22 protein-coding genes and 1 other RNA gene are annotated in these 25,367 nt (G+C 40.5%); 21 read left to right on the top strand and 2 right to left on the bottom strand.

What is annotated here, in order from left to right; translation table 11 throughout:
* Nucleotides 1–12: 12 nt before the first annotated feature.
* Both whiA and RYX56_RS07510 read left to right on the top strand, forming a co-directional pair.
* Nucleotides 13–969 (top strand): DNA-binding protein WhiA, encoded by a 957-nt coding sequence (whiA, locus tag RYX56_RS07515; protein WP_317121458.1) that lies wholly within the window; start codon nt 13–15, stop codon nt 967–969.
* 28 nt (nt 970–997) lie between these two features.
* Nucleotides 998–1,255, top strand: a complete 258-nt coding sequence (locus tag RYX56_RS07510) for an HPr family phosphocarrier protein (RefSeq protein WP_317121929.1) — start codon at nt 998–1,000, stop codon at nt 1,253–1,255.
* 280 nt (nt 1,256–1,535) lie between these two features.
* On the opposite strand, the gene clpP is transcribed toward RYX56_RS07510, so the two are convergent.
* Entirely contained in the window at nt 1,536–2,123 is a 588-nt protein-coding gene (clpP, locus tag RYX56_RS07505; protein ID WP_317121457.1) for an ATP-dependent Clp endopeptidase proteolytic subunit ClpP, read from the bottom strand.
* Between the two features lie 828 nt (nt 2,124–2,951).
* Between clpP and rpoN the strand changes: the two genes are divergently transcribed.
* The 15 genes from rpoN to RYX56_RS07430 all read left to right on the top strand — a co-directional run bounded on the left by rpoN (nt 2,952) and on the right by RYX56_RS07430 (nt 17,760).
* Nucleotides 2,952–4,292, top strand: coding sequence for an RNA polymerase factor sigma-54 (gene rpoN / locus RYX56_RS07500; protein WP_317121456.1), 1,341 nt, complete (start codon nt 2,952–2,954; stop codon nt 4,290–4,292).
* 17 nt (nt 4,293–4,309) lie between these two features.
* The gene (locus RYX56_RS07495; protein ID WP_047973456.1) at nt 4,310–4,555 is read left to right on the top strand and encodes a glutaredoxin family protein; all 246 of its coding nucleotides are present in this window, start codon (nt 4,310–4,312) and stop codon (nt 4,553–4,555) included.
* Between the two features lie 159 nt (nt 4,556–4,714).
* Nucleotides 4,715–5,740: a sugar-binding transcriptional regulator gene (locus RYX56_RS07490; protein WP_317121455.1), complete on the top strand. Its 1,026-nt coding sequence runs from the start codon at nt 4,715–4,717 to the stop codon at nt 5,738–5,740.
* Nucleotides 5,741–5,846: 106 nt separating this feature from the next.
* Nucleotides 5,847–6,854 carry a type I glyceraldehyde-3-phosphate dehydrogenase gene (gene gap, locus RYX56_RS07485; protein ID WP_317121454.1) on the top strand — a complete coding sequence of 336 codons (1,008 nt, stop codon included), beginning with the start codon at nt 5,847–5,849 and terminating at the stop codon, nt 6,852–6,854.
* Between the two features lie 96 nt (nt 6,855–6,950).
* On the top strand, nt 6,951–8,132 hold the full coding sequence (locus RYX56_RS07480; RefSeq protein WP_317121453.1) for a phosphoglycerate kinase: 1,182 nt from the start codon (nt 6,951–6,953) through the stop codon (nt 8,130–8,132).
* A 21-nt stretch (nt 8,133–8,153) separates the two neighbouring features.
* Complete coding sequence (gene tpiA / locus RYX56_RS07475; RefSeq protein WP_317121452.1) at nt 8,154–8,909, top strand: triose-phosphate isomerase; 756 nt, start codon at nt 8,154–8,156, stop codon at nt 8,907–8,909.
* Entirely contained in the window at nt 8,906–10,435 is a 1,530-nt protein-coding gene (gpmI, locus tag RYX56_RS07470; RefSeq protein ID WP_317121451.1) for a 2,3-bisphosphoglycerate-independent phosphoglycerate mutase, read from the top strand. The genes tpiA and gpmI overlap by 4 nt, the downstream gene beginning before the upstream one ends.
* Nucleotides 10,436–10,460: 25 nt before the next feature.
* Nucleotides 10,461–11,750, top strand: coding sequence for a phosphopyruvate hydratase (eno, locus tag RYX56_RS07465; protein ID WP_047973494.1), 1,290 nt, complete (start codon nt 10,461–10,463; stop codon nt 11,748–11,750).
* A 330-nt stretch (nt 11,751–12,080) separates the two neighbouring features.
* The gene (gene secG / locus RYX56_RS07460; RefSeq protein WP_047973492.1) at nt 12,081–12,311 is read left to right on the top strand and encodes a preprotein translocase subunit SecG; all 231 of its coding nucleotides are present in this window, start codon (nt 12,081–12,083) and stop codon (nt 12,309–12,311) included.
* A gap of 138 nt (nt 12,312–12,449) precedes the next feature.
* Entirely contained in the window at nt 12,450–13,160 is a 711-nt protein-coding gene (locus tag RYX56_RS07455; RefSeq protein ID WP_317121450.1) for an alpha/beta hydrolase, read from the top strand.
* Nucleotides 13,141–13,881 (top strand): alpha/beta hydrolase, encoded by a 741-nt coding sequence (locus RYX56_RS07450; protein WP_317121449.1) that lies wholly within the window; start codon nt 13,141–13,143, stop codon nt 13,879–13,881. The genes RYX56_RS07455 and RYX56_RS07450 overlap by 20 nt, the downstream gene beginning before the upstream one ends.
* A gap of 43 nt (nt 13,882–13,924) precedes the next feature.
* On the top strand, nt 13,925–16,312 hold the full coding sequence (gene rnr / locus RYX56_RS07445) for a ribonuclease R (protein WP_317121448.1): 2,388 nt from the start codon (nt 13,925–13,927) through the stop codon (nt 16,310–16,312).
* A gap of 125 nt (nt 16,313–16,437) precedes the next feature.
* Complete coding sequence (smpB, locus tag RYX56_RS07440; protein ID WP_047972981.1) at nt 16,438–16,905, top strand: SsrA-binding protein SmpB; 468 nt, start codon at nt 16,438–16,440, stop codon at nt 16,903–16,905.
* 135 nt (nt 16,906–17,040) lie between these two features.
* Nucleotides 17,041–17,377, top strand: a transfer-messenger RNA (tmRNA) gene (gene ssrA / locus RYX56_RS07435).
* 161 nt (nt 17,378–17,538) lie between these two features.
* Nucleotides 17,539–17,760 (top strand): hypothetical protein, encoded by a 222-nt coding sequence (locus RYX56_RS07430; RefSeq protein ID WP_317121447.1) that lies wholly within the window; start codon nt 17,539–17,541, stop codon nt 17,758–17,760.
* Here RYX56_RS07430 and RYX56_RS07425 read toward each other — a convergent pair.
* Nucleotides 17,757–18,131 carry an LAGLIDADG family homing endonuclease gene (locus RYX56_RS07425; protein WP_317121446.1) on the bottom strand — a complete coding sequence of 125 codons (375 nt, stop codon included), beginning with the start codon at nt 18,129–18,131 and terminating at the stop codon, nt 17,757–17,759. The genes RYX56_RS07430 and RYX56_RS07425 overlap by 4 nt on opposite strands.
* Nucleotides 18,132–18,402: 271 nt before the next feature.
* Between RYX56_RS07425 and RYX56_RS07420 the strand changes: the two genes are divergently transcribed.
* From RYX56_RS07420 to RYX56_RS07405, 4 genes are all read left to right on the top strand, one after another.
* Complete coding sequence (locus RYX56_RS07420) at nt 18,403–18,726, top strand: hypothetical protein (protein WP_317121445.1); 324 nt, start codon at nt 18,403–18,405, stop codon at nt 18,724–18,726.
* Between the two features lie 727 nt (nt 18,727–19,453).
* The gene (locus tag RYX56_RS07415) at nt 19,454–22,456 is read left to right on the top strand and encodes a gamma-glutamyltransferase (RefSeq protein WP_317121444.1); all 3,003 of its coding nucleotides are present in this window, start codon (nt 19,454–19,456) and stop codon (nt 22,454–22,456) included.
* A 94-nt stretch (nt 22,457–22,550) separates the two neighbouring features.
* Nucleotides 22,551–23,468 (top strand): LCP family glycopolymer transferase, encoded by a 918-nt coding sequence (locus tag RYX56_RS07410; RefSeq protein WP_317121443.1) that lies wholly within the window; start codon nt 22,551–22,553, stop codon nt 23,466–23,468.
* 200 nt (nt 23,469–23,668) lie between these two features.
* Nucleotides 23,669–25,366, top strand: coding sequence for a glycerol-3-phosphate dehydrogenase/oxidase (locus tag RYX56_RS07405; RefSeq protein ID WP_317121442.1), 1,698 nt, complete (start codon nt 23,669–23,671; stop codon nt 25,364–25,366).
* Nucleotide 25,367: the final 1 nt, after the last annotated feature.

Here is a 25,367-nt window from a genome sequence, read left to right as displayed (position 1 = left end):
GGAGTAATGAGAATGTCCTTCGCAGCCACTACAAAAAAAGAACTTACTCAGTTTGAACAAGAGGACTGTTGTGCAAAAGCAGAACTTGCTGCTCTTATTCGAATGAATGGCTCGATGTCGTTAGGAAATAGACAATTAGGGCTTGATGTGACGACTGAAAATGCGGCAATTGCTCGTCGGATTTATACATTAATTAAGAAGTTATACCCAGAAATTTTCGTAGAACTTCTTGTTCGTAAAAAGATGCGTTTAAAGAAAAACAATGTTTATCTTGTGCGGATCTCTCATGAAGCGAAAATGCTGCTTGAACAATTAGGCATTTTAGGTGAGGGTTTTACGTTTATTCGTACAATCTCTCATGATTTGATTAAAGAATCATGTTGCAAAAGAGCTTACTTACGAGGTGCATTTTTAGCCGGCGGGTCTATTAATCACCCTGAAACCTCTTCTTATCATCTTGAGGTTTTTTCATTATATGAAGAACATAATCAATCTTTATGTGAATTGATGAACGAATACGATCTAAATGCAAAAACATTGGAACGTAAGAAGGGGTTCATCACGTATATGAAAGAGAGTGAGAAGATCACGGAGTTCTTAAACATCATTGGTGCCCATCAAGCGCTTCTCTATTTTGAGGATGTTCGGATTATGAAAGATATGCGTAACTCAGTCAATCGTCTAGTAAACTGTGAGACCGCAAATCTTAATAAGACGGTCGGAGCTGCTCTTAGACAAGTAGAGAATATTCGCCTTGTCGAGCGTGAACTCGGTCTTGAGCAATTACCTCCGAAATTAAGAGAAATTGCAGAACTCAGAATGAAGCACCAAGATGTCACGTTAAAAGAACTTGGGGAAATGGTCGAGAGTGGGGTTGTGAGTAAGTCAGGTATCAATCACCGCTTACGTAAAATTGACCAAATTGCTGATCGAATTCGTTCCGGCCAATCAATTGAAGCGAATTTTTAGAAAGAGTAAAAAAGAGGAGGGATTAATGATGGCACAAAAAGAAGTTCAAGTGAAATTAAAAACGGGTCTACAAGCAAGACCAGCTGCTCTATTCGTTCAAGAAGCAAACCGTTTTTCAGCGGATGTCTTCATTGAAAAAGGCGATAAAAAAGTAAACGCAAAAAGCATCATGGGGCTAATGAGCCTAGCACTTAGCCAAGGAACAACGATTACCTTGATTACAGAAGGTCATGATGAACAAGAAGCGCTCGACGCTTTAGCAAAATATGTTGAAAAAGAAGCATAAAAAGAAGTGATGCGGTCCTCCGGCGGGGACTGCATCTTTTTTTTGAGTTGGGGAGTCGGAGATGGGGAAGCATGTCTGCCGTTCGCTCATAAATTGCATCCAAATGGGGCGTTCGCACATAAAGCCAAAATAGCGCACATAAATCAGATTTTGCGCACATATATGATGCAGCTCGCTCATATCCGAGTACAACTCGCACATAAATCCGATTTCTCGCTCATATCGCGAATCATTTGAGTGAAAAAAAGACACCTAGCATCATGCTAGGTGTCTGAGTTCCTTATTTAGATGGAGAAGAGATTACTTCATCAATAAGGCCATATTCTTTTGCTCTAGTAGCAGTCATGAAGTTGTCACGATCTGTATCGCGTGCAACGACTTCAAGAGGTTGACCAGTACGCTCTGCAAGAATCTTGTTAAGTGTCGCGCGCATTTCAATAATACGACGAGCGTGAATTTCAATGTCAGATGCTTGACCTTGTGTTCCGCCTAATGGTTGGTGAATCATCACTTCACTGTTTGGTAGAGCAAGACGTTTACCAGGCTCACCCGCAGCAAGTAGGAATGCACCCATTGAAGCAGCCATACCGATGCAGATTGTAGATACTTTAGGCTTAATAAAGTTCATCGTATCGTAAATAGCCATACCCGCTGTGATGGAACCGCCTGGACTATTAATATAAAGAGAAATATCTTTCTCAGGATCTTCTGCTTGCAGGAATAAAAGTTGAGCCACAATGGAGTTAGCTACGTTGTCGTCAATTGCACTACCAAGCATAATGATACGATCTTTTAACAGGCGAGAGTAAATGTCATAAGCACGCTCACCTCGGTTTGTTTGCTCAATAACTGTAGGAATTAAGTTCATGTTCATTTTCCTCCTTATAAATGGATTGTTTCAAAATTATTAGGATGATCCTTGTTGCTTCGCATCCGCCAACACGTTTGATTCTCTTATGTACGGACGACTTTCATAACTTATGTACATCATACCTAATAGGTCAAAGAAGGTCAAATAATTTGCCTCCTCTATTACATACTATTCCCTATCATGGTGCCTAAACCCTTCTTACATCATAGCCGATTTTAAAGTAGTTCAAACGTAAAAGGTCAATCAGTGACGCTTCACTTAGTCAAACGAAGCAAAGGGCGCTTCTCATTGCCCAAGCTCCAGTGCCTTCGTACCTAAACGAGCCACTTTCACTTTTCTTGTCTAGTTCCGATTCCTTGCCCTGCGAGAAAAAAATCGGTGAATCAAATGAAGTCAAAAAGCGACTTCATATTGCTCCCCCTGTATTTTTTCGCATGTCAAAGCAGTCATCTTCACTTTTCTTGTCTAGTTCCGATTCCGTGCCCTGCGAGAAAAAATCGGTGAATCAAATGAAGTCTAAAAGCGACTTCATATTGCTCCCCCTGTATTTTTTCGCATATCAAAGCAGTCATCTTCACTTTTCTTGTCTAGTTCCGATTCCTTGCCCTGCGAGAAAAAATCGGTGAATCAAACGAAGCCAAAAGCCGACTTCTTATTGTTTCCCCTAATTTTTCTCCATGCCAGACCACTCAACTCCACTTTTCTATAGTATAATATGTTTAGTTGGTCTGAAACAGAATTGGTTTCATACTATTTAGTAAGCGCTTTCAATTCATCGTAAAAGGTTTAAAATATGGTATGATATTAAATGGGAGGAGGAAGGTTATGCAGTTTGGTCTTTTTCAACAGCAGACGACAACGTTAATCATGACGCAGGAGTTGCGCCAAGCGATTAATTTGTTGCAGTACTCCACAACAGACTTGTCCGCCTTCATACACGAACAGGCACTTGAAAATCCATTGATGGACTTACAAGATCAAGCTTCTATTCAAACGGGAAGCGAATCTTCATATATAGAGGGGTCTATTTCTAAAACGAAATCATATCAAAAAAGTGAAGATGAGGCATCGCCGATTGATTATGCGCTTATTGATCAAGTGAGTTTGAGCGAGCATCTTATTTCTCAAGCAGGGGAGATTGCGTTATCGAAAGAACGTGAGAAGCAACTTCATTATTTCATTTTTAGCTTACGTGAGGATGGTTATTTCTGTCGTTCCTTTACAGAAGTATGCAATGATTTAATGATCAGTGAGGAAGAAGGCGAAGATGTTTTACGGATCTTACAAAGCTTTGATCCCGCAGGAGTTGGAGCGAGGTCTTTGCAAGAATGCCTCTATTTACAACTAAAACGTCTTTCTAATAAAGCTCCTTTAGCAGAAATGATTGTCATGCATCATATGGAGGATTTAGCATCGAAAAAGTGGAAAGCTCTCGCAGCAGAACTAGATGTTACCTTAGCCGATATTCAAGATGTAAATGACTTGATTCAAACGCTAGATCCACGTCCTGGCACACAGTTCTCAGGTGAGCCGACAAACTATTTGATTCCCGACCTTTCGATTACGTGGAAGGATAGCGAGTTAGTTGTGCAATTAATAGACGACTCATTGCCACCGATTCGCTTGAATCGTGATTACGAAAAACTCTTAAAGCAGCCAAACCAGGCTGAAGCGAGTGAATATGCGAAACAAAAGTATCAACAAATACAATGGTTACTTAAAAGCATTGAACAACGTCAACAAACGATCAAAAAAGTAGCGGAAGCAATTGTTAGACATCAACGCGCCTTTTTTGAATCGAAAAATGGAGTTTTAAAGCCCCTAACATTAAAAGATATTGCTGAAGAGATTGAGATGCATGAGTCAACTGTGAGCCGGGCAACGACACACAAATATGCACAAACACCTCGTGGATTATATGAGCTGAAGGCTTTCTTTACATCGAGTGTGAAGAACGGATTTGGAGAATCCACTTCAAGCCAGTCCATTAAAGAGTTAATTAAAGAACTAGTGGCAAATGAATCAAAAGCTAAGCCGCTATCTGATCAGAAGATTGTGACGTGGCTTGAGAGTGAAAAGGGAATTACGGTTTCTCGCCGTGCCATTGCCAAATATAGAGATGAACTTGGAATTCCGTCTTCTGCCAAACGTAAGAGATATGAATAGGGGATGAATGTTGGCATATGCTACACGTAGATGTTTATTCGAAGCACCACTGCCCACTATGTGATCACGGGGTAGAAATGATGAAAGAACTTCAAAAAGAAATTCCATTTGAGCTATCAGTGATTGATATTTATGAAGATGATGAGTTGCTTTTAAAGTATCAAGTGATGATTCCAGTAGTGGCAGTTGCGGAAGAAGAAATTGATTTCGGACAATTGTCAAAAGAAAAAATAAGAAAACGTTTACTTCAGATAATTGGGTAGATATCGCTTGTAAGTAGATCATTTCCTTGTTAAAATGAACGTGAAGATAAGGATTTGATCTTTTTTTACCCATATCGGGACGCGAAATGACTGCGCGGGACACATTTTACCCCACGGGGCGATTTGTGTAAGAGTGACGAGTAAGGAGTTTTTTGTTCTATGCGAGTATTGTTAGATATTCAGCAAAAATTATTACCAGACATGCTTGATGTAATGGTGAAACGTTACAAAATACTTCAGTACATTCGCTTAATGCAACCGATAGGGAGAAGGAATTTATCTTCTAACTTGCAAATGTCTGAGCGAGTTTTGCGCACAGAGGTTACTTTTTTAAAAGATCAGGGACTTGTTTCTTTTGCAACAGCCGGCATGACTGTTACTCCAGCTGGAGAAGCGCTCTTTTATCAATTAGAAGATGTCATGAAAGAGTTACTTGGACTTCGCACTCTTGAAGAACAGGTAGAACAAAAGCTTGGGGTTAAAAAAGTGTTAGTTGTGGCCGGAAATAGTGATGAGGATCATTGGGTGAAACATGAGCTTGGTCGTGCTAGTATCAGTGAACTAAAGACCAAACGAGAGCCAAATGATGTTATTGCGGTTATGGGTGGCACAACACTTGCTGCTGTTGCTGAAATGATGACTCCTGATGCTAGTATGCGGGATGTGATATTTGTCCCAGCTCGTGGTGGTCTTGGAGAGAAAGTTGAAAATCAAGCGAATACGATTAGTGCTGAACTGGCAACAAGAGCAGGGGCACAGTACCGGTTGCTTCACGTTCCAGATCAATTAAGCGAAGAAGCTTACTCATCTCTTGTATTAGAGCCGTCAATCCAGGATATCCTAAAGCTGATCAAATCAGCTAGAGTAGTGATTCACGGAATTGGTGAGGCGAACACAATGGCCACCCGACGTAGATCAAAGGACACGTTTATGGAAAAGATTGAGCGGGAACAAGCGGTAGCAGAAGCATTTGGTTACTACTTTAACCGTGAAGGAATGATTATTCATAAACAGCGTACGATTGGTTTACAGCTTGATGAGTTGGACAAAGATAAGTATGTGATTTCAGTTGCTGGGGGAGAATCTAAGGCAGAAGCGATTTCCGCTTATATGAAATATCGCCCAAGTGATGTACTAATTACAGATGAGTCAGCAGCTAGAAGGTTACTTGAGATTGAACAATGAGAAATTGGTAGATAAAAGGGTTTAGCCCTTTTTGATAATAGATAGGAATTCTATTTACTTTAGTACTTCTTATCAAAACTTACTTACTACTAGGAGGAATTTTATCATGGCAACAAAAATTGGTATTAACGGTTTTGGACGTATTGGACGTAACGTATTTCGTGCAGCATTAAATAATCCGAACGTTGAGGTTGTAGCAATCAATGACCTTACAGATGCAAACATGCTTGCACACCTTCTAAAGTATGATTCAGTACACGGTGTACTTGATGTAGATATCGAAGTAAAAGACAACGCGTTAGTTGTGAACGGAAAAGAAATCAACGTTTCTGCAGAACGAAACCCAGCTGACCTTGCTTGGGGAGATCGTGGAGTAGAAGTAGTTGTAGAATCAACTGGTTTCTTCACAAAGCGTGAAGATGCTGCAAAACACATCGAAGCTGGCGCTAAGAAAGTAATCATTTCTGCTCCTGCATCTGATGAAGATATCACAGTTGTTATGGGTGTTAACGAAGACAAGTACGATGCTGCTAGCCACCACGTAATCTCTAATGCATCTTGTACAACAAACTGTCTTGCACCATTTGCAAAAGTATTAAACGATAAGTTCGGTATCCGTCGTGGTATGATGACAACTGTTCACTCATACACAAACGACCAACAAATTCTTGACCTTCCGCACAAAGATTACCGTCGTGCTCGTGCGGCTGCAGAGAATATCATTCCTACAACAACAGGTGCTGCTAAAGCCGTTGCATTAGTATTACCTGAGCTTAAAGGTAAATTAAACGGTGGTGCTATGCGTGTTCCAACACCTAACGTATCACTAGTTGACCTTGTAGCTGAACTTGATAATGAAGTAACAGCTGAAGATGTAAATGCAGCATTCAAAGAAGCTAGTGAAGGTGCTCTTAACGGAGTTCTTGCTTACAGCGAAGAGCCATTAGTATCTGGTGATTACAATGGTAACCCATCTTCTTCTACAATTGATGCACTATCAACAATGGTTATGGAAGGTAACATGGTTAAAGTCATCTCTTGGTATGACAATGAATCAGGTTATTCTCACCGCGTAGTAGATCTTGTTGAATACATCGCTAAACAAGGACTATAATCAGATAAGATAGTATTGGGGGAGGAGAGTATGAGTACTATCTCCCCTTTCCGCTGTCAACTTTAGAGAGTAGAATGTGACTGGAGGTTCGATCTAATGAACAAGAAAACCGTTCGAGACATTGATCTTAAAGGAAAAAAAGTATTTTGCCGCGTCGACTTTAACGTGCCGATGAAAAATGGTGAAATCACGGATGAAACTCGTATTCGTGCAGCACTACCTACGATTGAATTCCTTGCAGATCAAGGAGCTAAAGTTCTATTAGCTAGCCACCTTGGCCGTCCTAAAGGAGAAGTGGTTGAAGAACTTCGCCTTACGCCTATTGCAACTCGCCTAAGTGAACTTTTAGGGAAAGATGTTAAAAAAGTTGATGAAGCTTATGGGGAAGAAGCGGAAGCGGCAGCTAACAGTTTAAGTGATGGTGACGTGTTACTTCTTGAAAATGTACGCTTTTATGCAGGTGAAGAGAAAAATGATCCTGAATTAGCGAAGGCATTTGCAAGTCTTGCTGATGTGTACGTAAACGATGCATTTGGCGCAGCTCACCGTGCACACGCTTCAACGGAAGGAATTGCACAACATATTCCTGCTGTAGCTGGACTTCTAATGGAAAAAGAGCTTGATGTTCTTGGAAAAGCGCTATCTAATCCTGAGCGTCCTTTCACTGCCATTATTGGTGGAGCGAAGGTAAAAGATAAGATCGGTGTTATTGAAAACTTACTAGAAAAAGTGGACAACTTAATTATTGGTGGAGGACTTGCTTATACATTTGTAAAAGCACAGGGCCACGAAGTAGGGAAGTCTCTTCTAGAAGAAGACAAGGTCGATCTAGCAAAATCGTTCATGGATAAGGCAAAGGAAAAAGGTGTTAAGTTTTACATGCCAGAAGATGTTGTTGTAGCCGATGACTTTTCTGAGGATGCTAATACGAAGGTTGTAGATATTGATTCGATTCCATCTGATTGGGAAGCGCTTGATATCGGACCAAAAACACGTGATACATATCGCAGCGTAATCGAGGAATCGAAGCTTGTGATCTGGAATGGACCAATGGGTGTATTTGAATTGCAAGTATTTGCTAACGGTACGAAAGCCGTAGCTGAAGCTCTTTCTACAAGTGAAGCTTACTCAGTTATCGGTGGTGGAGATTCTGCTGCAGCTGTTGAGAAGTTCGACTTAGCGGATAAGATGAGTCATATTTCCACAGGTGGCGGAGCATCACTTGAGTTCATGGAAGGAAAACAACTTCCAGGCGTCGTTGCATTAAACGAAAAATAATACGAGGACGAGGTGGTTCACATGCGTAAGCCAATTATCGCAGGTAACTGGAAAATGAATAAAACACTTGGCGAAGCGAAACAATTTGTCCAAGAAGTAAAATCAAACGTTCCAGCAAGTAGCGAAGTAGATGCAGTTGTTTGTTCTCCTGCATTGTTTCTCGAAAGTCTTGTATCTGAGACAAACGGTACAGACCTTAAAGTAGGAGCTCAAAATGTTCATTTTGAAGAAAATGGTGCATTCACAGGTGAAATTAGCCCTGTCGCTCTACAAGACATGAACGTTCCTTATGTGATCATTGGTCACTCTGAGCGTCGTGAAATGTTTGCTGAAACAGATGAAACGGTAAACAAGAAAGTCCATGCTGCCTTCAAGCATAATCTTGTACCAATCATGTGCTGTGGTGAAACAGATGCAGAGCGTGAAGCTGGTAAAACAAATAATGTTGTAAGCGAGCAAGTAGTTAAAGGTCTTGCTGGTTTAAGCGAAGAGCAAGTAAAAGAAACAGTCATTGCTTATGAGCCAATCTGGGCGATCGGAACAGGGAAATCTTCAACGGCAGCTGATGCAAACGAAGTATGTGCCTATATCCGTGATGTAGTAGCAACTACCTTCAGCGAGTCAGCAGCAGCTGCTGTTCGTATTCAATACGGCGGTAGTGTAAAACCTGCAAATATTGCAGAGTACATGGCACAAACAGACATTGATGGTGCCCTTGTTGGTGGTGCAAGTCTTGATCCACAATCATTTCTTGAGCTTTTGGAGGCAGGTAAATGAGCAAGAAGCCAGTAGCACTGATTATCCTTGACGGATTCGCAATGCGTGATGAAGTAAATGGAAACGCAGTGGCACAAGCAAAAAAACCAAATTTTGATCGCTATTGGGACAAGTACCCGCATGCGACACTAGAAGCTGCTGGTGAAGCAGTAGGTCTTCCGGACGGCCAAATGGGTAACTCGGAAGTAGGCCATTTAAATATTGGCGCTGGTCGTATTGTGTATCAAAGTTTAACTCGTGTGAACTTATCGATTCGTGAAGGAGATTTCTTTGAAAATCAAACCTTCCATGAAGCGATTCATCATGTTAAAACAAAAAATAGCGCACTTCATGTATATGGGTTATTATCAGATGGAGGTATTCACAGTCATATCGATCATCTATTTGCCCTACTTGAACTAGCAAAGAGTGAACAAGTAGAGAAAGTGTACGTTCATGGTTTCCTAGATGGACGCGATGTAGGACCAACTTCAGCTGAAATTTATGTTGAGGCCTTACAAAAGAAATTAGCCGAGCTTGGTGTGGGTGAACTTGCCAGCCTACACGGGCGTTATTATGCAATGGACCGTGACCGTCGTTGGGATCGTGTTGAAAAGTCATATCGTGCAATGGTTTATGGCGAAGGACCAACTTATCAAGATCCAATTGAGCTATTAAAAGATAGCTATGAAAATGGAATCCATGATGAGTTCGTCATTCCATCCGTGATGACAAAGCAAGACGGAACGCCAGTCGGTACAGTTCAAGATGATGATGCGGTGATTTTCTTTAATTTCCGTCCAGACCGTGCAATCCAAATGTCACAAGTTTTTACAAACGAAGACTTCCGTGGTTTTGAGCGCGGACCCGCTCACCCTACTGATGTTCACTATGTGTGTATGACCCACTTTAGTGAAACCGTTGATGGCTATGTGGCGTTTAAGCCTTCTAACCTAGATAACACATTAGGCGAAGTTTTAGCGCAACAAAACTACAAGCAATTACGCATCGCAGAAACAGAAAAATATCCCCATGTGACATTTTTCTTTAGTGGCGGTCGTGAAGAGCCATTTGAAGGAGAAGAGCGTATTTTAATCGACTCTCCAAAAGTGGCGACGTATGATCTTCAACCTGAAATGAGTGCCTATGAATTAACGGGTGCCCTTTTAGCAGACATTGAAGCAGATAAACACGATGCTATCATCTTAAACTTTGCAAACCCTGATATGGTTGGACACTCAGGTATGCTTGAGCCAACGATTAAGGCAGTTGAAGTCGTTGATGAATGCTTAGGTAAGATTGTTGATGCCATCATTGCAAAAGGCGGAGCTGCTGTTATTACCGCGGACCACGGTAATGCAGACGAAGTGATGACGCTTGATAATAAGCCAATGACAGCACACACAACAAACCGAGTACCTGTTATCGTGACACAAGAAGGACTCACTTTACGTGAGGATGGAATTTTAGCTGATTTAGCGCCAACGGTACTTGCCCTCCTTGGTGGATCTCAGCCGAATGAAATGACTGGAAAGAAACTATTTTAATATAATCTTAAGGAGTGACTATAATATGACAATGATTACAGATGTTTACGCACGCGAAGTCCTTGATTCTCGTGGTAACCCTACAGTTGAAGTAGAAGTATATCTTGAGTCTGGTGCTATGGGTCGCGCTCTTGTTCCAAGTGGCGCATCTACTGGTGAATACGAAGCAGTTGAATTACGTGATGGCGGAGAGCGCTACATGGGTAAAGGAGTTCTTCAAGCAGTTGAGAACGTGAATGACGTGATTGCTCCTGAGCTTATTGGCATTGACGCTCTAGATCAACTTGGTATTGACCAATTAATGATCGAACTTGATGGAACGGAAAACAAATCTAAATTAGGTGCAAACGCTATTCTTGGTGTATCTATGGCTGTAGCTCATGCTGCTGCTGAAGCACTAGGTGTACCTTTATACGTATACCTTGGCGGATTCAATGCGAAGCAACTTCCTGTACCAATGATGAACATCATCAACGGTGGAGAGCATGCTGATAATAACGTTGATATTCAAGAATTCATGGTAATGCCTATCGGTGCTGCTGACTTTAAAGAAGCAGTACGCATGGGCGCAGAGATCTTCCACAACTTAAAAGCTGTTCTTAAAGGCAAAGGCTATAACACAGCTGTAGGTGACGAAGGTGGATTCGCTCCTAACTTATCTTCAAATGAAGAAGCACTTTCAACAATCATTGAAGCAATCGAAAAAGCTGGCTACAAGCCAGGTGAAGAAGTTGTTCTTGCAATGGATGTTGCTGCTTCTGAAATCTTCAACAAAGAAGACGGTAAATACCATCTTGCTGGAGAAGGTAAAGTATTATCTTCTGAGGAAATGGTTACATTCTACGAAGAGCTTGTTTCTAAATACCCAATCATCTCAATTGAAGATGGTCTTGACGAAAACGACTGGGATGGCTTCAAGCTATTAACAGATCGTCTTGGTGATAAAGTACAACTTGTTGGTGACGATCTATTTGTTACAAACACAACAAAGCTTTCTGAAGGAATTGAAAAAGGAATCGGTAACTCAATCCTAATCAAAGTAAACCAAATTGGTACACTTACAGAAACATTTGAAGCAATCGAAATGGCGAAGCGCGCTGGTTACACAGCTGTTATCTCTCACCGTTCTGGTGAAACAGAAGATGCAACAATCGCTGATATCGCAGTTGCAACAAATGCTGGTCAAATTAAGACTGGTGCCCCGTCTCGTACGGACCGTGTGGCGAAGTACAACCAACTTCTTCGCATCGAAGACGAGCTTGCTAACGTGGCGCAATACAGCGGCCGCAGTGCATTCTATAACTTAAAGCAGTAATTGATTAACTGAGGAGGAGTGCATGACGATGCGCTCTTCTTTTTTGGTTTTTGAGTTCGCGGCGGAGCTTTTTATGAGCGGGTTTCGCTCATAAAAAGCTCAAAAAAGCGAGTGCGCACATAAATCGAGAATGGCGCACATATATCGGTGATAGCGCACATAAGTTGGGAAATATCGCACATATCCAAGAAATTTCGCACATAACAACTTATATTTCGCTCATAACAACAAGCCTCACCTACATTAATCATGATTATTTATGGTTGTAGCAATGTCTCAATTTGTGGTAAAGTTATAGAAGCGCATATTGTGCTTGGAGGTGTAGAAGGGGTGCAAACAGTTGCTTTTGTTTCATTGATTATCGTATCGATCGCGTTGATTGCTGTTGTTTTACTCCAATCTGGACGTAGTGCTGGTTTATCCGGTGCAATCTCAGGTGGAGCTGAACAATTAGTAGGTAAACAAAAAGCACGTGGAATCGATGCAGTGTTAAGTCAAGCGACAGTTGTTCTTGCGGTATTGTTCTTTGTCTTAACAATTGCCGTCGCATATTTCATGTAGGCTTTAAGCAGTGGGTCGTGCACCTACTGCTTTATTTGTTCTTGTTGATAAATAAAAAGAAGATTGTACTATTATGTTTTCGGGTACAATCATAGTAACAGCAAAGAAAGGTGACACGAGATGATTGGATGCCTCTGTTTGCACGGTTTTACAGGTGAACCTTGGGAAGTCGAACCTGTGGCTACTCATTTACAAAAGCAAGGTTGGCTCGTTTATACTCCTACACTTCCGGGGCACGGTCCGGAAGGTAATTTAAAAGATGTAACCTATAAAGAATGGGTGTATATGGCCGAAGTAGCTACAAAGGAATTGTTAGAGCGATGCGAGAAAGTGTATGTGATTGGTTTTTCGATGGGTGGTATGTTAGCCTGTTATATAGCTTCTAAATATCCTGTTTCAAAGCTTGTGCTTCTTAGTGCTGCAGCGTATTATTTAAATCCATTGCAGCTGTTACAAGATCTTAAAGAAGCTGTTCGGATGAGGTTTCGTGGTGAGCTTAAAGACGACTTCACTTACAACCTATATCGTAAAAAAGTGATCGAAACTCCGATGGCGGCTGTGTTTCAGTTTATGCAAGCCGTTAAGCTTATTAGGCCTTATTTAGCAAAAGTGAAAATACCAACACTCATTATTCAAGGTGGGAAAGACGGTGTGGTCCCCAAAAAGAGTGCTGAGTATTTATTTGATATGATCACCTCAGACGAAAAAGAGATCCGTTTTTTAGAAAAATCAAATCACATGATCTGTCACGGATTTGAAAAAGATATGTTAATTGAAGTTATTGAAAACTTTTTAATGGAACGAAATGAATCAAGAGAGGAAGACGAACATGAAAGTAGTAGCACCTAAGCCATTTACATTTGAGGGAGGCGATCGTGCGGTATTATTATTACATGGTTTTACCGGAACGACGGCCGATGTAAGAATGATTGGACGCCATTTGCAAAAGGAAGGGTACACATGTCATGCCCCGCTTTATAAAGGTCATGGTGTCCCTCCAGAGGAACTTGTTCAAACAGGTCCAAGTGATTGGTGGGATGATGTCCAAGCTGGCTACAATTATTTAAAAGAGAAAGGCCATGATGAAATAGCAGTATGTGGACTCTCTCTAGGTGGGGTATTCTCTTTGAAAATCGGGTACACTTTACCTGTAAAGGGAATTGTGCCAATGTGTGCTCCAGTTCGCCCTAAAACAGAAGACGCGATGTATAAAGGCGTGCTCGCTTATGCGCGTGAATATAAAAAGCGGGAACAAAAGACCTCGGATGAGATTAATCGAGAAATGGAACATTTTCAACCGATGGACACACTTAGTGCGTTACGTGAGCTCATTACAGATGTCCATCATCACCTTGATCATGTTTACTCACCTACCTTTGTTGTTCAAGCAAGGAAAGATCATATGATTGATATTGAAAGTGCTAACATTATTCACGATCAGGTTGAATCAGATGAAAAATCATTAAAATGGTATGAGGAATCAGGCCATGTTATTACATTAGACAAAGAGAAAGAACAGCTTCATGCAGATATTCTTCAATTTTTAGAAGGATTAGACTGGACTGTATAGAACAGAACAGGCGAGGCTGTTTGAAACGAAAGGAGATTTTACTATGAATGAAGAACAAATCCAGCAACTACTTACCTACTTTCGCAACGAAGCCGAAAAGCCCGTTTCTGTAGCTGAACTTGAAGAGGTTTTACAAGTTCAAGGTAGTGAAAATTTTAAAGAACTGGTGAAGTCATTAAATGAAATGGAAACTCGTGGACTTGTCGTACGTACGAGAAGTGATCGTTACGGTGTTCCGGAGAAAATGAATCTCGTTAGAGGCCGTGTGCAAGGTCATGCGAAGGGATTTGCGTTTATTATTCCTGAAGTTGAAGGGGAGAAAGATGTCTACGTTTCTCATGCGGACCTTGAAAGTGCGATGAATGGAGATACCGTTTTAGTTCGCTTGCATCAACACTCTAAAGGGGCTAGACCTGAAGGGAAAGTCGTTCGAATTCTTGAGCGTGGTGTAAAAGATGTCGTCGGCACGTATCTAGACCATGAATCGTATGGAATGGTTGTAGCGGACGATAAGCGTATTCCAAATGATATTTTAATTCCAAGTACAGCAAAAAAAGGGGCTGTAGATGGACATAAAGTAGTCGTCTCGATTACAAAGTACCCTGAGGGCAGAATGAGTGCAGAAGGAGAAGTAACGAAAATTCTCGGTCATAAAAATGACCCGGGTATGGATATTCTCTCGATTATTTACAAACACGGTATTCCGCTTGAATTTACAGATGAAGTACTTCAACATGCTAATTCAATTAGTGATGAAATTGACCCGAATGATATTGAAGGCCGTCGTGATTTACGAGATGAAGTGATCGTTACCATTGACGGTGCCGATGCGAAGGACCTTGATGATGCTGTTCATGTGAAGAAACTAAACAATGGAAACTACCTTTTAGGTGTCCATATTGCAGATGTCAGTCATTACGTTACAGAAGGCTCTCCGATTGATAAAGAAGCGGCAGATCGTGCGACAAGTGTCTATTTAGTCGACCGAGTCATTCCAATGATTCCGCATCGTCTTTCAAACGGGATCTGTAGTTTGAATCCACAAGTGGACCGTTTAACATTATCTTGTGAAATGGAAATTACACCGGATGGTCAAGTTGTTAAGCATGATATTTTCCAAAGTGTGATTAAAACGACTGAGCGCATGACTTATACAGATGTGAATAAGATTTTAGTTGATGATGACGAAGAAGTAAAAGCTCGTTATGAATCACTCGTGCCTCATTTTCAAGATATGGAGAAACTTGCGTCGATTTTACGTAATAAGCGTTTCGAACGTGGTGCAATTGACTTTGATTTTAAAGAAGCGAAAGTTCTTGTTGATGAAGAAGGTAAAGCGAATGATATTGTGCTTCGTACACGATCAGTAGCTGAGCGTTTAATTGAGGAATTTATGTTAGCGGCCAATGAAACGATTGCGGAGCACTTCCACTGGTTGAAGCTACCGTTTGTGTATCGTATTCATGAGGATCCGGATGCTGATAAGCTGACAAAATTCTTAGAGTTTATAACGAACTTTGGTTATGTTGTGCGCGGAAATGCCAATACTGTGCATCCTCGTGCTCTGCAAAAGTTGCTTGAGGAAGTACGTGGAGAGCCTGAGGAAACCGTTATTAGTACGGTTATGCTACGCTCGATGCAGCAGGCAAAGTATGATCCGAATAGTTTAGGACACTTTGGGTTATCAACAGAGTTTTACACCCATTTCACATCACCAATACGTCGTTATCCGGATTTACTTGTCCACAGGTTAATTCGCACCTACTTAATCAAAGGAAATGTAGATCCACAAACACAAGATCATTGGCGTGAAAAGTTACCAGATTTAACTCGTCATTCGTCTGAAATGGAGCGACGTGCCGTTGACGCTGAGCGTGATACGGATAGCGTGAAGAAAGCTCAATACATGGAAGATAAGATTGGGGAGACGTTCCAAGGGATGATTAGTGGTGTGACCAACTTTGGATTGTTTGTCGAGCTAGAAAATACGATCGAAGGACTTGTGCATGTAAGCTACTTAACGGATGATTACTATCATTATGATGAGAAGCAATATGCGATGATTGGTGAACGTACCGCTCAAGTCTTCCGTATCGGCGATGAAATCGAAGTCCGCGTTGTCAACGTTAATGTAGATGAAGCTTCGATTGACTTTGAGGTCGTTGGTATGAAGCCGCGACAGCCTCGTGAACACAGAAGTCGTCCGAAAGTAATAGAAGGCGGCAAGCGTAAGAAGCGTGCTGGTCAAGGCGGAGGAGAATTTGACCGCAGACGTGGTGGAAGTAGTAAAAAAGGCAACAGTCAAGGTCAAGGCATAAATTTAAGTGAGGGCGGAAGTGGCGAAGGCTCTCGTAAAAAGAAAAAGAAGAAAGCTTTTTATGAAAATGCACCAAGCGTGAAACGGAATAAAGGTCGTAAGAAGAAGCGTTAATACGATTATAGGCTGTCTGCTTAGGTGGACAGCTTTCTTGTTGAATAGGGTGCACTCTCTAATTGACGCATTCCTCTCCTTTTTGCTAAGATGGAAGAACGAAGGAAAGCACGAGGTGTCGGACAATGGCTGGAACACAAGGAAAAGTAATTGCCCAAAACAAAAAAGCAAGACATGATTATTTTATTGAAGAAACGTATGAAGCAGGCATGGTTTTACAAGGTACAGAAATAAAGTCGATGCGTGCAGGCAGAATGAACTTAAAAGATTCATTTGCTCGCATTAAAAATGGAGAGATGTATCTTCATAATGCGCACATTAGTGAGTACGAACAAGGGAATCGTTATAACCATGAACCAGAACGTGCACGTAAGCTATTGCTTCATAAAAAGCAAATCAATCAACTTATTGGTTTAACGAAGCAGCAAGGTTATTCGCTTGTTCCGCTTAAAGTGTATATTAAAAATGGCTATGCGAAGATCTTAATTGGACTTGCTAAAGGTAAGAAGAATTTTGATAAGCGTGAAACATTGAGACGTAAAGATGCAAAACGAGAAGTGGAACGTGCCTTAAAGGATCGGATGAGAGGGTAACACTTCCAGTTGCAAGAAAAAGTAAGAACTGCTATAATAAGAAGTCCAGAGCACAAATGTTCTGGGCTTGTGATTCACAAAGGATGCCTTCGGTAATACGAGGTACTTCCACATAGTTTTATAACATGGGGACGTTTAGGATTCGACAGGGATAGGTCGTGCTTATGTTGCGAGTCGAGGGGGTCGGCCTCGTTAAAACGCCAAAGCCTATAACTGGCAAAGAAAACAACAACTTCGCAGTAGCTGCCTAATAGCACTCTGCGGTTCCACCCTCCATCGCCCATGTGGTAGGTACTGGAACTCACTCTAAGTGGGCTACGCCGGTTGCTCTCCGTCTGTGAGCGAAGGAAGAGATTGATCAGACTAGCCGTTCGGACGCCTGTTACTGGGCAGAAGAATTGGCGAAATGCTAATTCAGTAACTACACTCGTAGAAGCATAAGTGTCGTTGTTTCTGGACGTGGGTTCGATTATGGAAATAGTCGCCTCATGTGGTGACGCATGAGTGATAACTTGGCTTTATCGGTGAAGTCTACGTCACAATATAGTTTGTGATAAGGTGATGCCGAGCGGTATGTGGAGCAATCCAACAGCCGTGTATCGACTTATAGGCTGCCTACAAGGTAGTACTAGGATGGAGCATCCTGCACAATCGTGCAAAAAATACATGCTTCATAATACGCCAAGGGACTTGAATAATGTTCAAGTTCAAGATATAGTCAGTGCCATTGCGAAAGCTTGGAATAACATGTCCCACCGTCTCCACCATACTTATACCGTCAACCCGATCACTGCAACAGGTGATCGGGTTGTTTTGTTACAAAGAGAAAAATTCTTTCTCGAAATTTTGTTTTAAAAGGAATTTTCATTTGAGTATTTACCATTGCGACAAGTAACAGAATTATAATGATCCAAAATGAAAACTGCTCGTATTCTTTTTTGTTTAATTCTTAAATAAGGAGAAATACAACTAAGGATATGCATACTGCTTTGTTTGTTTTTTATGGTTAGAACATAGAAATTCTTATGAACGCTTGGTTTGTAATTTTTCTTAGAAGTGATGTAACCTCCAATTAAGCTTTGAATGTACTCTAATAATTCCAAGTCTGTACTAGGAAATGAAATAATAGGTCTCCTATGTTCGGACATATGCATTCTTGTTAAAGTAATAGAACCCTCACCATCAATAATACGTGCAATATATGCAGATGTAGTACTAGTTAACATGCTCTCACCCCCATATCCTATTACTGCTCGTTCCTTCTTTTTTCACTTTCAATACCCGAAGAAGATAAAAGAGAAACCCCTATTTTAAAACAAAAGATGTAGACCGTGGTTAAGACTTTCTCATACAGCTTACGATCCTTCTATTAGCAGTTTTATTGCCATAGTCTTTTTCAATCTTTAGGACCGTATACATAATCAATAGCCAGTTCGTGAAAACTACTATATAGTAAAAAAAATCCACAATTTATCCACAGTGTTGATGAAGGAGGGAATGATGGTGCTAAAGGGCTCTATTGTATGCTGTTTATTGCTTACTTTTATTGCTACTTCTTTTAGTCACTTACACTTAAACAGTCAAAACGATCATTTCCCATCCTATATCACCGCTGAGTTAGACGGCTTAGAGAATATAGGCGGTTTAACTTATTCTCCAGCTGTCGAATTTATCGAATTTGGCTCAATATCAACCCCTTTTCCTAACCTGAATCGTTATTCGTCTAGTGAAAGAAGCTATCTTACTTCTTATATTCCTTTACTTAAAGTAAAAACGTTTCTTATGACCATTAAATTCAAAAGTACATTCTTCTCTCTTTGAGTTATTCACATAGTTACTAACAAAAAGGAGATGAAAACGTTGAATAATGAATTAAAGGAACCGATTACAGGATTAGTTGTCGGTATCGTGTTAATGATTGTTGTTTTTCTTGTAGTCCATTTTGTATTTGGCTTAGAAGCCTTTTCATAATAATAAAGGGCGACCGTATCTTAGAGGGTCGTCCTTTTATTATTATGCTGCAAATGTATCAGTATAGAATTAATAATAAGACATAGTAATAAACCCTTTCTTCACATCCTAATCATGCAAAATTAATGAATATTGTTAAAAAATTGTCGAAAAAAATAATACCTTTTTCATACGGGAAAGAGAAGCATATTGTCTAAATAAAATATACAAATTGAGATATATTAGTCATTGTTCACTTATTTGTAAAAAAAATGAACTAATGAATGTTGAAAGGCTTATAAAAAGATAGAAAGTAGGAATATATAGAAGTTTAATTAACATATCGGCATGAGAATATAGCTACTAATTTGCTAATATTAAGATTGGATATTGCGACATATAGGTATCATTGTGCTTATTTAGATAAGAATATATGCGCGCCTAAGGGGAAAAAAGCATAATTAACCGTAATGAAATAGTCCTAAGGAGAACGGAAATCACCTCATCACATTCTGCAGAGGGCAATTGCAGGGATACGCGTATTGATATAGGATACGAATGTATTTTGTTCATTTTGAAGGTGGAGGTGATCTGTTGTTTGTTTATTAAGAAACTATCAATCCTGTTGATTATAAATAGTCTTGTTTTAGGTAGTGTTATCCCCTTAAATACAGCATCGGCTGAAGAACAAGGGTTAAACAAAGAGAGTAAATATGATAATTACGGTGTAAGTGCATCTCATCCTGCTGCTGTTGAGGCAGGGATGGAGGTTCTTGAAAACGGAGGAAATGCCGTTGATGCTGCAATTGCTGTTTCCTATGCACTAGGGGTTGTAGAGCCTTATGGATCAGGGATTGGCGGCGGTGGTCAAATGCTGATTTTACCTCCTGATAAAGAAGAGCCGGTGGTTTATGATTACCGGGCAAGTGCAACGTCAGATGAAGAATGGAATCAACAGGTTTCAGGCGTACCTGGAATAGTGAGAGGACTTGCTATCATTCATGAGGATTTTGGGTTAACGCCGATGGAGCATCTTATTTCACCTGCTGTTTCTCTTGCAGAAGAAGGGTTCGAAGTCGATTACCTCTTATGGGAACGTCTTGAAGCTGCCTCACCGCGTCTGCCTGTCGAGGAGCTGCCGCATTTCTTTCCTGACGGTAAAACAATCGAGCCGGGAAAGACATTAAAACAGCCAGAGTTAGCAGAGACATTGACGGCCATTCAAGAAGACGGACCAAGAGCATTTTATGCCGGAGAAATTGGTGGGAAATTAACAGAAACGATTCCTTATTTAGACGCTGAAGAGTTAGCGACTTATGAAGTGGAAATTACGGAAGCTGTAAAAGGCGAGCTGGAGAGTGGGACGCTTTATTCCGCGAGTGCTCCTTTAGCTGGGGTCTCTGTTGTTCAGTCCATGCTGCTTGCTGAAGAATTGAATATAGCGGAAACAAAAGAGAATGAATTTGAATTTGTTCATATTATGAATGAAATATCTAAGATCACAAAGAATGAGCGGATTACGAAAGTAGGGGATCCGGAATTTACTGATGTTGATGTGGACGTGCTCACAAATGACGAGCATATCAAAGAGTTAGCAGGTCAAGTTTCACTTTCTGAACCATCAAAAGAAACGATATTTGATGAAGAGAGAGAACATGATGAAAAGACAGATACGACACACTTTGTCGTGGTTGACCCGGATGGAATGGTTGTATCAGCAACCGATACACTCAGTAATTTCTTTGGGTCCGGAGAGTATACTTCAGGGTTCTTTCTAAATAATTCAACGGAGCAATTCAGCGAATTTGGTGATTCTCCAAATAAATATGAGCCAAATAAACGCTCAAGAAGTTTATCAGCACCGACTATATATGTCGATGATGAGCGAGTAATTGGAATTGGGACACCCGGAGGGAACCGAATACCCTCAGTAATGGCCCAAGTATTATCAAGGCACTTATATTTTGGTGAGCCTCTTGAAAATGCAGTAGAAGCGAAACGGTTTTACGGAGAAGATGATGTCTTGTACGTAGAAGAAGGCTATTCTGAGGAAGTTCTAGGCGATATGGCAAGAGCTGGTTATCAATTTGAAAATAAGAGACTTGCCGTATATTTCGGCGGAATTCAAGCACTTGAGCTAAACAAAGCAGATGGAACCATTAATGGGATTGCCGATATGAGACGAAGCGGGTTATGGGATGCGAAGGATCTATTTAAATGGAATGAGTTTTTTGAAAATCTGTTCTTTGTCTTCTTTATATTAGGTATTATTTTCCCATCTCTTCACCTACTGCATTCGCTGCCTTGGTTCCGTTCAAAGGAAGAAAGTATTAAAAAGAAGCTTGAAGAGGAAAAAGGAATTAGCGTTTTGGTTCCTTGTTATAATGAGCAAGGAATTATAGAAACCTCGTTAAAAAATATGAGTTCCTTACCTTATAAAAACGTGGAAGTCATCTATATTAATGACGGCTCTAATGATCAGACGTTCTCTCTTTTACACACTTACTTAAAGCTCAAACCGAGTAATAAAGCTCCTTTAAAAAAATTATCACATAAGAGCGTGAAGAATTTCTATCAATCGGAACTGTATCCTTTTATCTACGTGGTTGATAAAGTAAACGGTGGAAAAGCAGATGCCTTAAATGCCGGCATTGAATATGCAAGCGAGGATATTGTCGTTTCCTTAGATGCTGATACGGTTTTAACGGAAAATGCTTTGCCTAAAGTGAATGAAACATTTGAAGATGAGGATGTGGTCGCTGCAGGAGGCATGGTACATGTCCTACAAACGAAAACATCGAACCCATTAAAACGCTTATCCTTGCGTCATGCAAACTTCCTTGTCCGCTTGCAAATGTTTGATTTTCTAAAAGCATTCTATATTACAAAGGTCTCATTAGCTCGTTTTCATGCATTAGCTGTTATTTCCGGGGCATTTGGGATATTTAGAAAAGAAGCATTGCTTGAGGTTGGAGGGTACAGGTCAACAATTGGTGAGGATATTGACATCACTTTAAAAATGCATGAGTACATCGCTAAACATATAAGCAAAAAGGTTGTCCATATAAAAGATGCCATCTCCTATACGGAAATGCCTGAAACATGGAATGACTTTTTCAAACAACGTGTGCGCTGGCAGAAGGCATATATTGATTGTGTGATTCATTTCCACTCCTTCTTTAGAAAAACATTATTTAGAAAGGCCGTTTCTTTCTTTTACATTTTTGAATCATTTTTAGTGGGGATTATATCAGCATTTATTATGACTGGCTTCTTTATTGTTAATGCGATCGTTTCTCCTCCTGAATCGTATCTATCTTATATGCTGTACTATCTCACGTTCCTCTTTATCTTCGGGGTCGTATATGATATAGCAGCGCTGATAATGAATCGATATCATGGATTTAGGTTTCAATGGAGGGATATTCCTTCCTTATGTATAACGATTCTCTTAGATGTGTTTGTCTATCGTTTTGCATTAATGTATATCGTGATGCACGGGACAATAGAGTATTTCTTTAACACAGATTGGAACAAAGTATCTCGCACAGGACGGAACTATCAAACTGAAACAAAGCCAGATACAAGCCCTGCTGCTTAAATAAGGCAGTGGTCATACATGTCATAAATCGTAAATGCTCAATCTTTATTTGGGCATTTACGTATTTTATGCTGTAGAGAACGGAGGTGTCATTATGTCTGATAAGGTAAAGAAGTTTGTGCTTATTATTATTACTGCATGTTTAGTGCTTGTTGTTGGAGCGGGGAGTTACGTATGGAATGCAGCGACGTCTGCTTTCGGTAGTATTCAAGAAAGCTTGGATCGATCAAAGTCAGAAAAGCGGCTAGAAGAGCTTAATTTAGATGAGGGTGATCCCATTTCGGTTTTATTAATGGGGGTAGATGAACTTGAAAGCCGAGATGACCTTGGCCGTACTGATACCATGATTCTATTAACGATTAATCCTAGTGTAGAATCGGTTAATATGGTCAGCATTCCACGTGATACGTTAACAAGTATTAGAGGTCAAGCAACGACAGATAAGATTAGTCACGCACATGCATTGGGAGGCAGAGAAACAGCAATTTATACAGTTGAGCATTTCTTAGATATTCCAGTGGATTATTATGTCACGGTCAATATGGAAAGTTTTAAAGATACCGTCGATGCTGTTGGGGGAATCGAGGTAGAAAATGATCAAGAGTTTACATTTCATGAGATGCATTATCCTAAAGGGACGATTAAGCTCGATGGTGAAAAAGCTCTTGGTTACTCACGTATGAGGCATCTAGACCCTGATGATGATTTTGGCCGCCAAGAAAGACAGCGTCAAGTGATGGAAGCTGTTATGGAGAAGGGAGCAAGCATCTCTTCACTTGCCAACTTTACTGATATTTTAAATGTAGTTGAAGACAATGTCACAACGAATTTATCATTAGGAGAATTGTGGGACATTTATTCGACCTATAATGCGGCCATTGATGAAATCGAGCAACATCAAATTGAAGGGGAAGATATAACGAAAGATGGAATTTATTATTTCTCTCCTGATGAAGAAAAACTAGAGCAGTTATCAAACGTGCTAAAAGAACATCTTGAGTTAGAGAACTAGCTGATTGGTCTTCAATCAGCTTTTTTTCTTTCTCCAGGCATCTCTCTATCCAACTCAAGTGATCTATGTTAAGATAAAAATAAGTTAATAGACGGTAGGAGACACGGAGAACCAATTTGCGTAATAACGAACCTGTTATTATGCTTGTTGTCGTTTCTTCGTGTCTTTTTTGTATATAAAAATATAATGGAGGTTTTACGATGAGTACTCATTTTTCAGCGAGTTCAAGAGAAGAGCAGTTAAGCAAGATGATGGACGAAAAGTATGATGTCTTAGTCATTGGTGGCGGAATTACAGGGGCCGGAATTGCCCTTGATGCGACGCTTCGTGGAATGAAAGTGGCGCTTGTTGAGATGCAAGACTTTGCAGCAGGTACATCGAGTCGTTCAACAAAGCTTGTTCACGGTGGATTACGTTATTTAAAGCAATTTCAAGTTGGTATGGTGGCAGAAGTAGGGAAAGAGCGAGCAATTGTTTATGAGAACGGGCCACATGTAACAACACCAGAGTGGATGATGTTACCGATGCATAAGGGCGGAACTTTCGGTAAAAGAAGTGCATCTCTTGGGCTGTTTGTGTATGACATGCTAGCAGGTGTCAAAAAATCTGAGCGTCGTAAAATGTTATCGGCTAATGAAACGTCTGAGAGAGAACCACTTGTTAAAAAAGATGGTTTAACAGGCGGTGGGTACTATGTTGAGTATCGTACAGATGATGCTAGGTTAACAATTGAAGTGATCAAAGCAGCAGCCGAGCATGGTGCTGATATTATCAATTACACGAAAGCAGAAGAATTTTTATATGATGAAAATAAAAAGGTTTCTGGCATTGTTGCAGGTGATTGCCTGACAAACAAAACGTATCATCTTCATGCGCGTAAAGTGATTAATGCTGCTGGGCCTTGGGTCGATCAAATGATAGAAAAAGATTACTCGAAAACAAATAAACAATTACGTTTAACAAAAGGGGTTCACCTGGTCATCGATCAATCCGTCTTCCCACTTCGTCAGGCCATTTATTTTGATACACCAGATAAACGTATGGTGTTTGCTATTCCACGCGATGGGAAAACATATGTTGGAACAACCGACACATTCTTTGATCAAGACCTTGCTCATCCGAAAATGACTTCAGAGGATCGTGAATACATTCTAAATGCCATTCACTATATGTTCCCTGACGTATTAGTAACAGAAGATGATGTTGAGTCAAGCTGGGCCGGTGTCCGTCCGCTTATTTATGAAAAAGGAAAAGATCCTTCTGAAATCTCAAGAAAAGATGAGATTTGGGAAGGAGAAAGTGGCCTTTTAACAATGGCTGGTGGTAAGTTGACAGGGTATCGTAAAATGGCGGAATCGGTGGTTAATTTAATCGCAAAACGTTTTAAAGAAGACCAATATAAAGTGTTCAGTGATTGTCAAACCAAGAATTTTCCGATCTCAGGTGGCGATGTTGGTGGATCGAAGGGACTAGAGCCATTCATCGAAACAAAAGCAGAAGAAGCTCCCCAACACGGTCTAACGAAAGAAGAGGGACGAAAGCTAGCAGGGATGTACGGATCGAATGTTGATAAACTGTTCCATTATGCAAAAGCGTTCGATATGGAAAAAAGTACGAACCTTAGTCGTTATGTCTATGCAAAAATCAATTACGCTATCCATGAAGAGATGACGGTAAAACCTAGTGATTTCTTCATCCGTAGGACAGGAGCGCTATTCTTTGATATTGAATGGGTACGTACGTGGAAGGAACAGATCTTTTCATATATGAAAAATGAACTTGCTTGGACGGAAAAAGAATTTTCATACTACCGTGCAGAGTTAGAAAAAGAAATCTGTGATGCGGTGATCCCTGTTGATCTTCAAACAAATAAGACAACAGCAAAACGCTCTTCCTAAT

The sequence above is a fragment of the Alkalihalophilus lindianensis genome (assembly GCF_032843265.1).
Lineage (GTDB): Bacteria > Bacillota > Bacilli > Bacillales > Bacillaceae_D > Alkalihalophilus > Alkalihalophilus lindianensis.
This window is presented reverse-complemented; position numbering and strand designations above follow the sequence as displayed.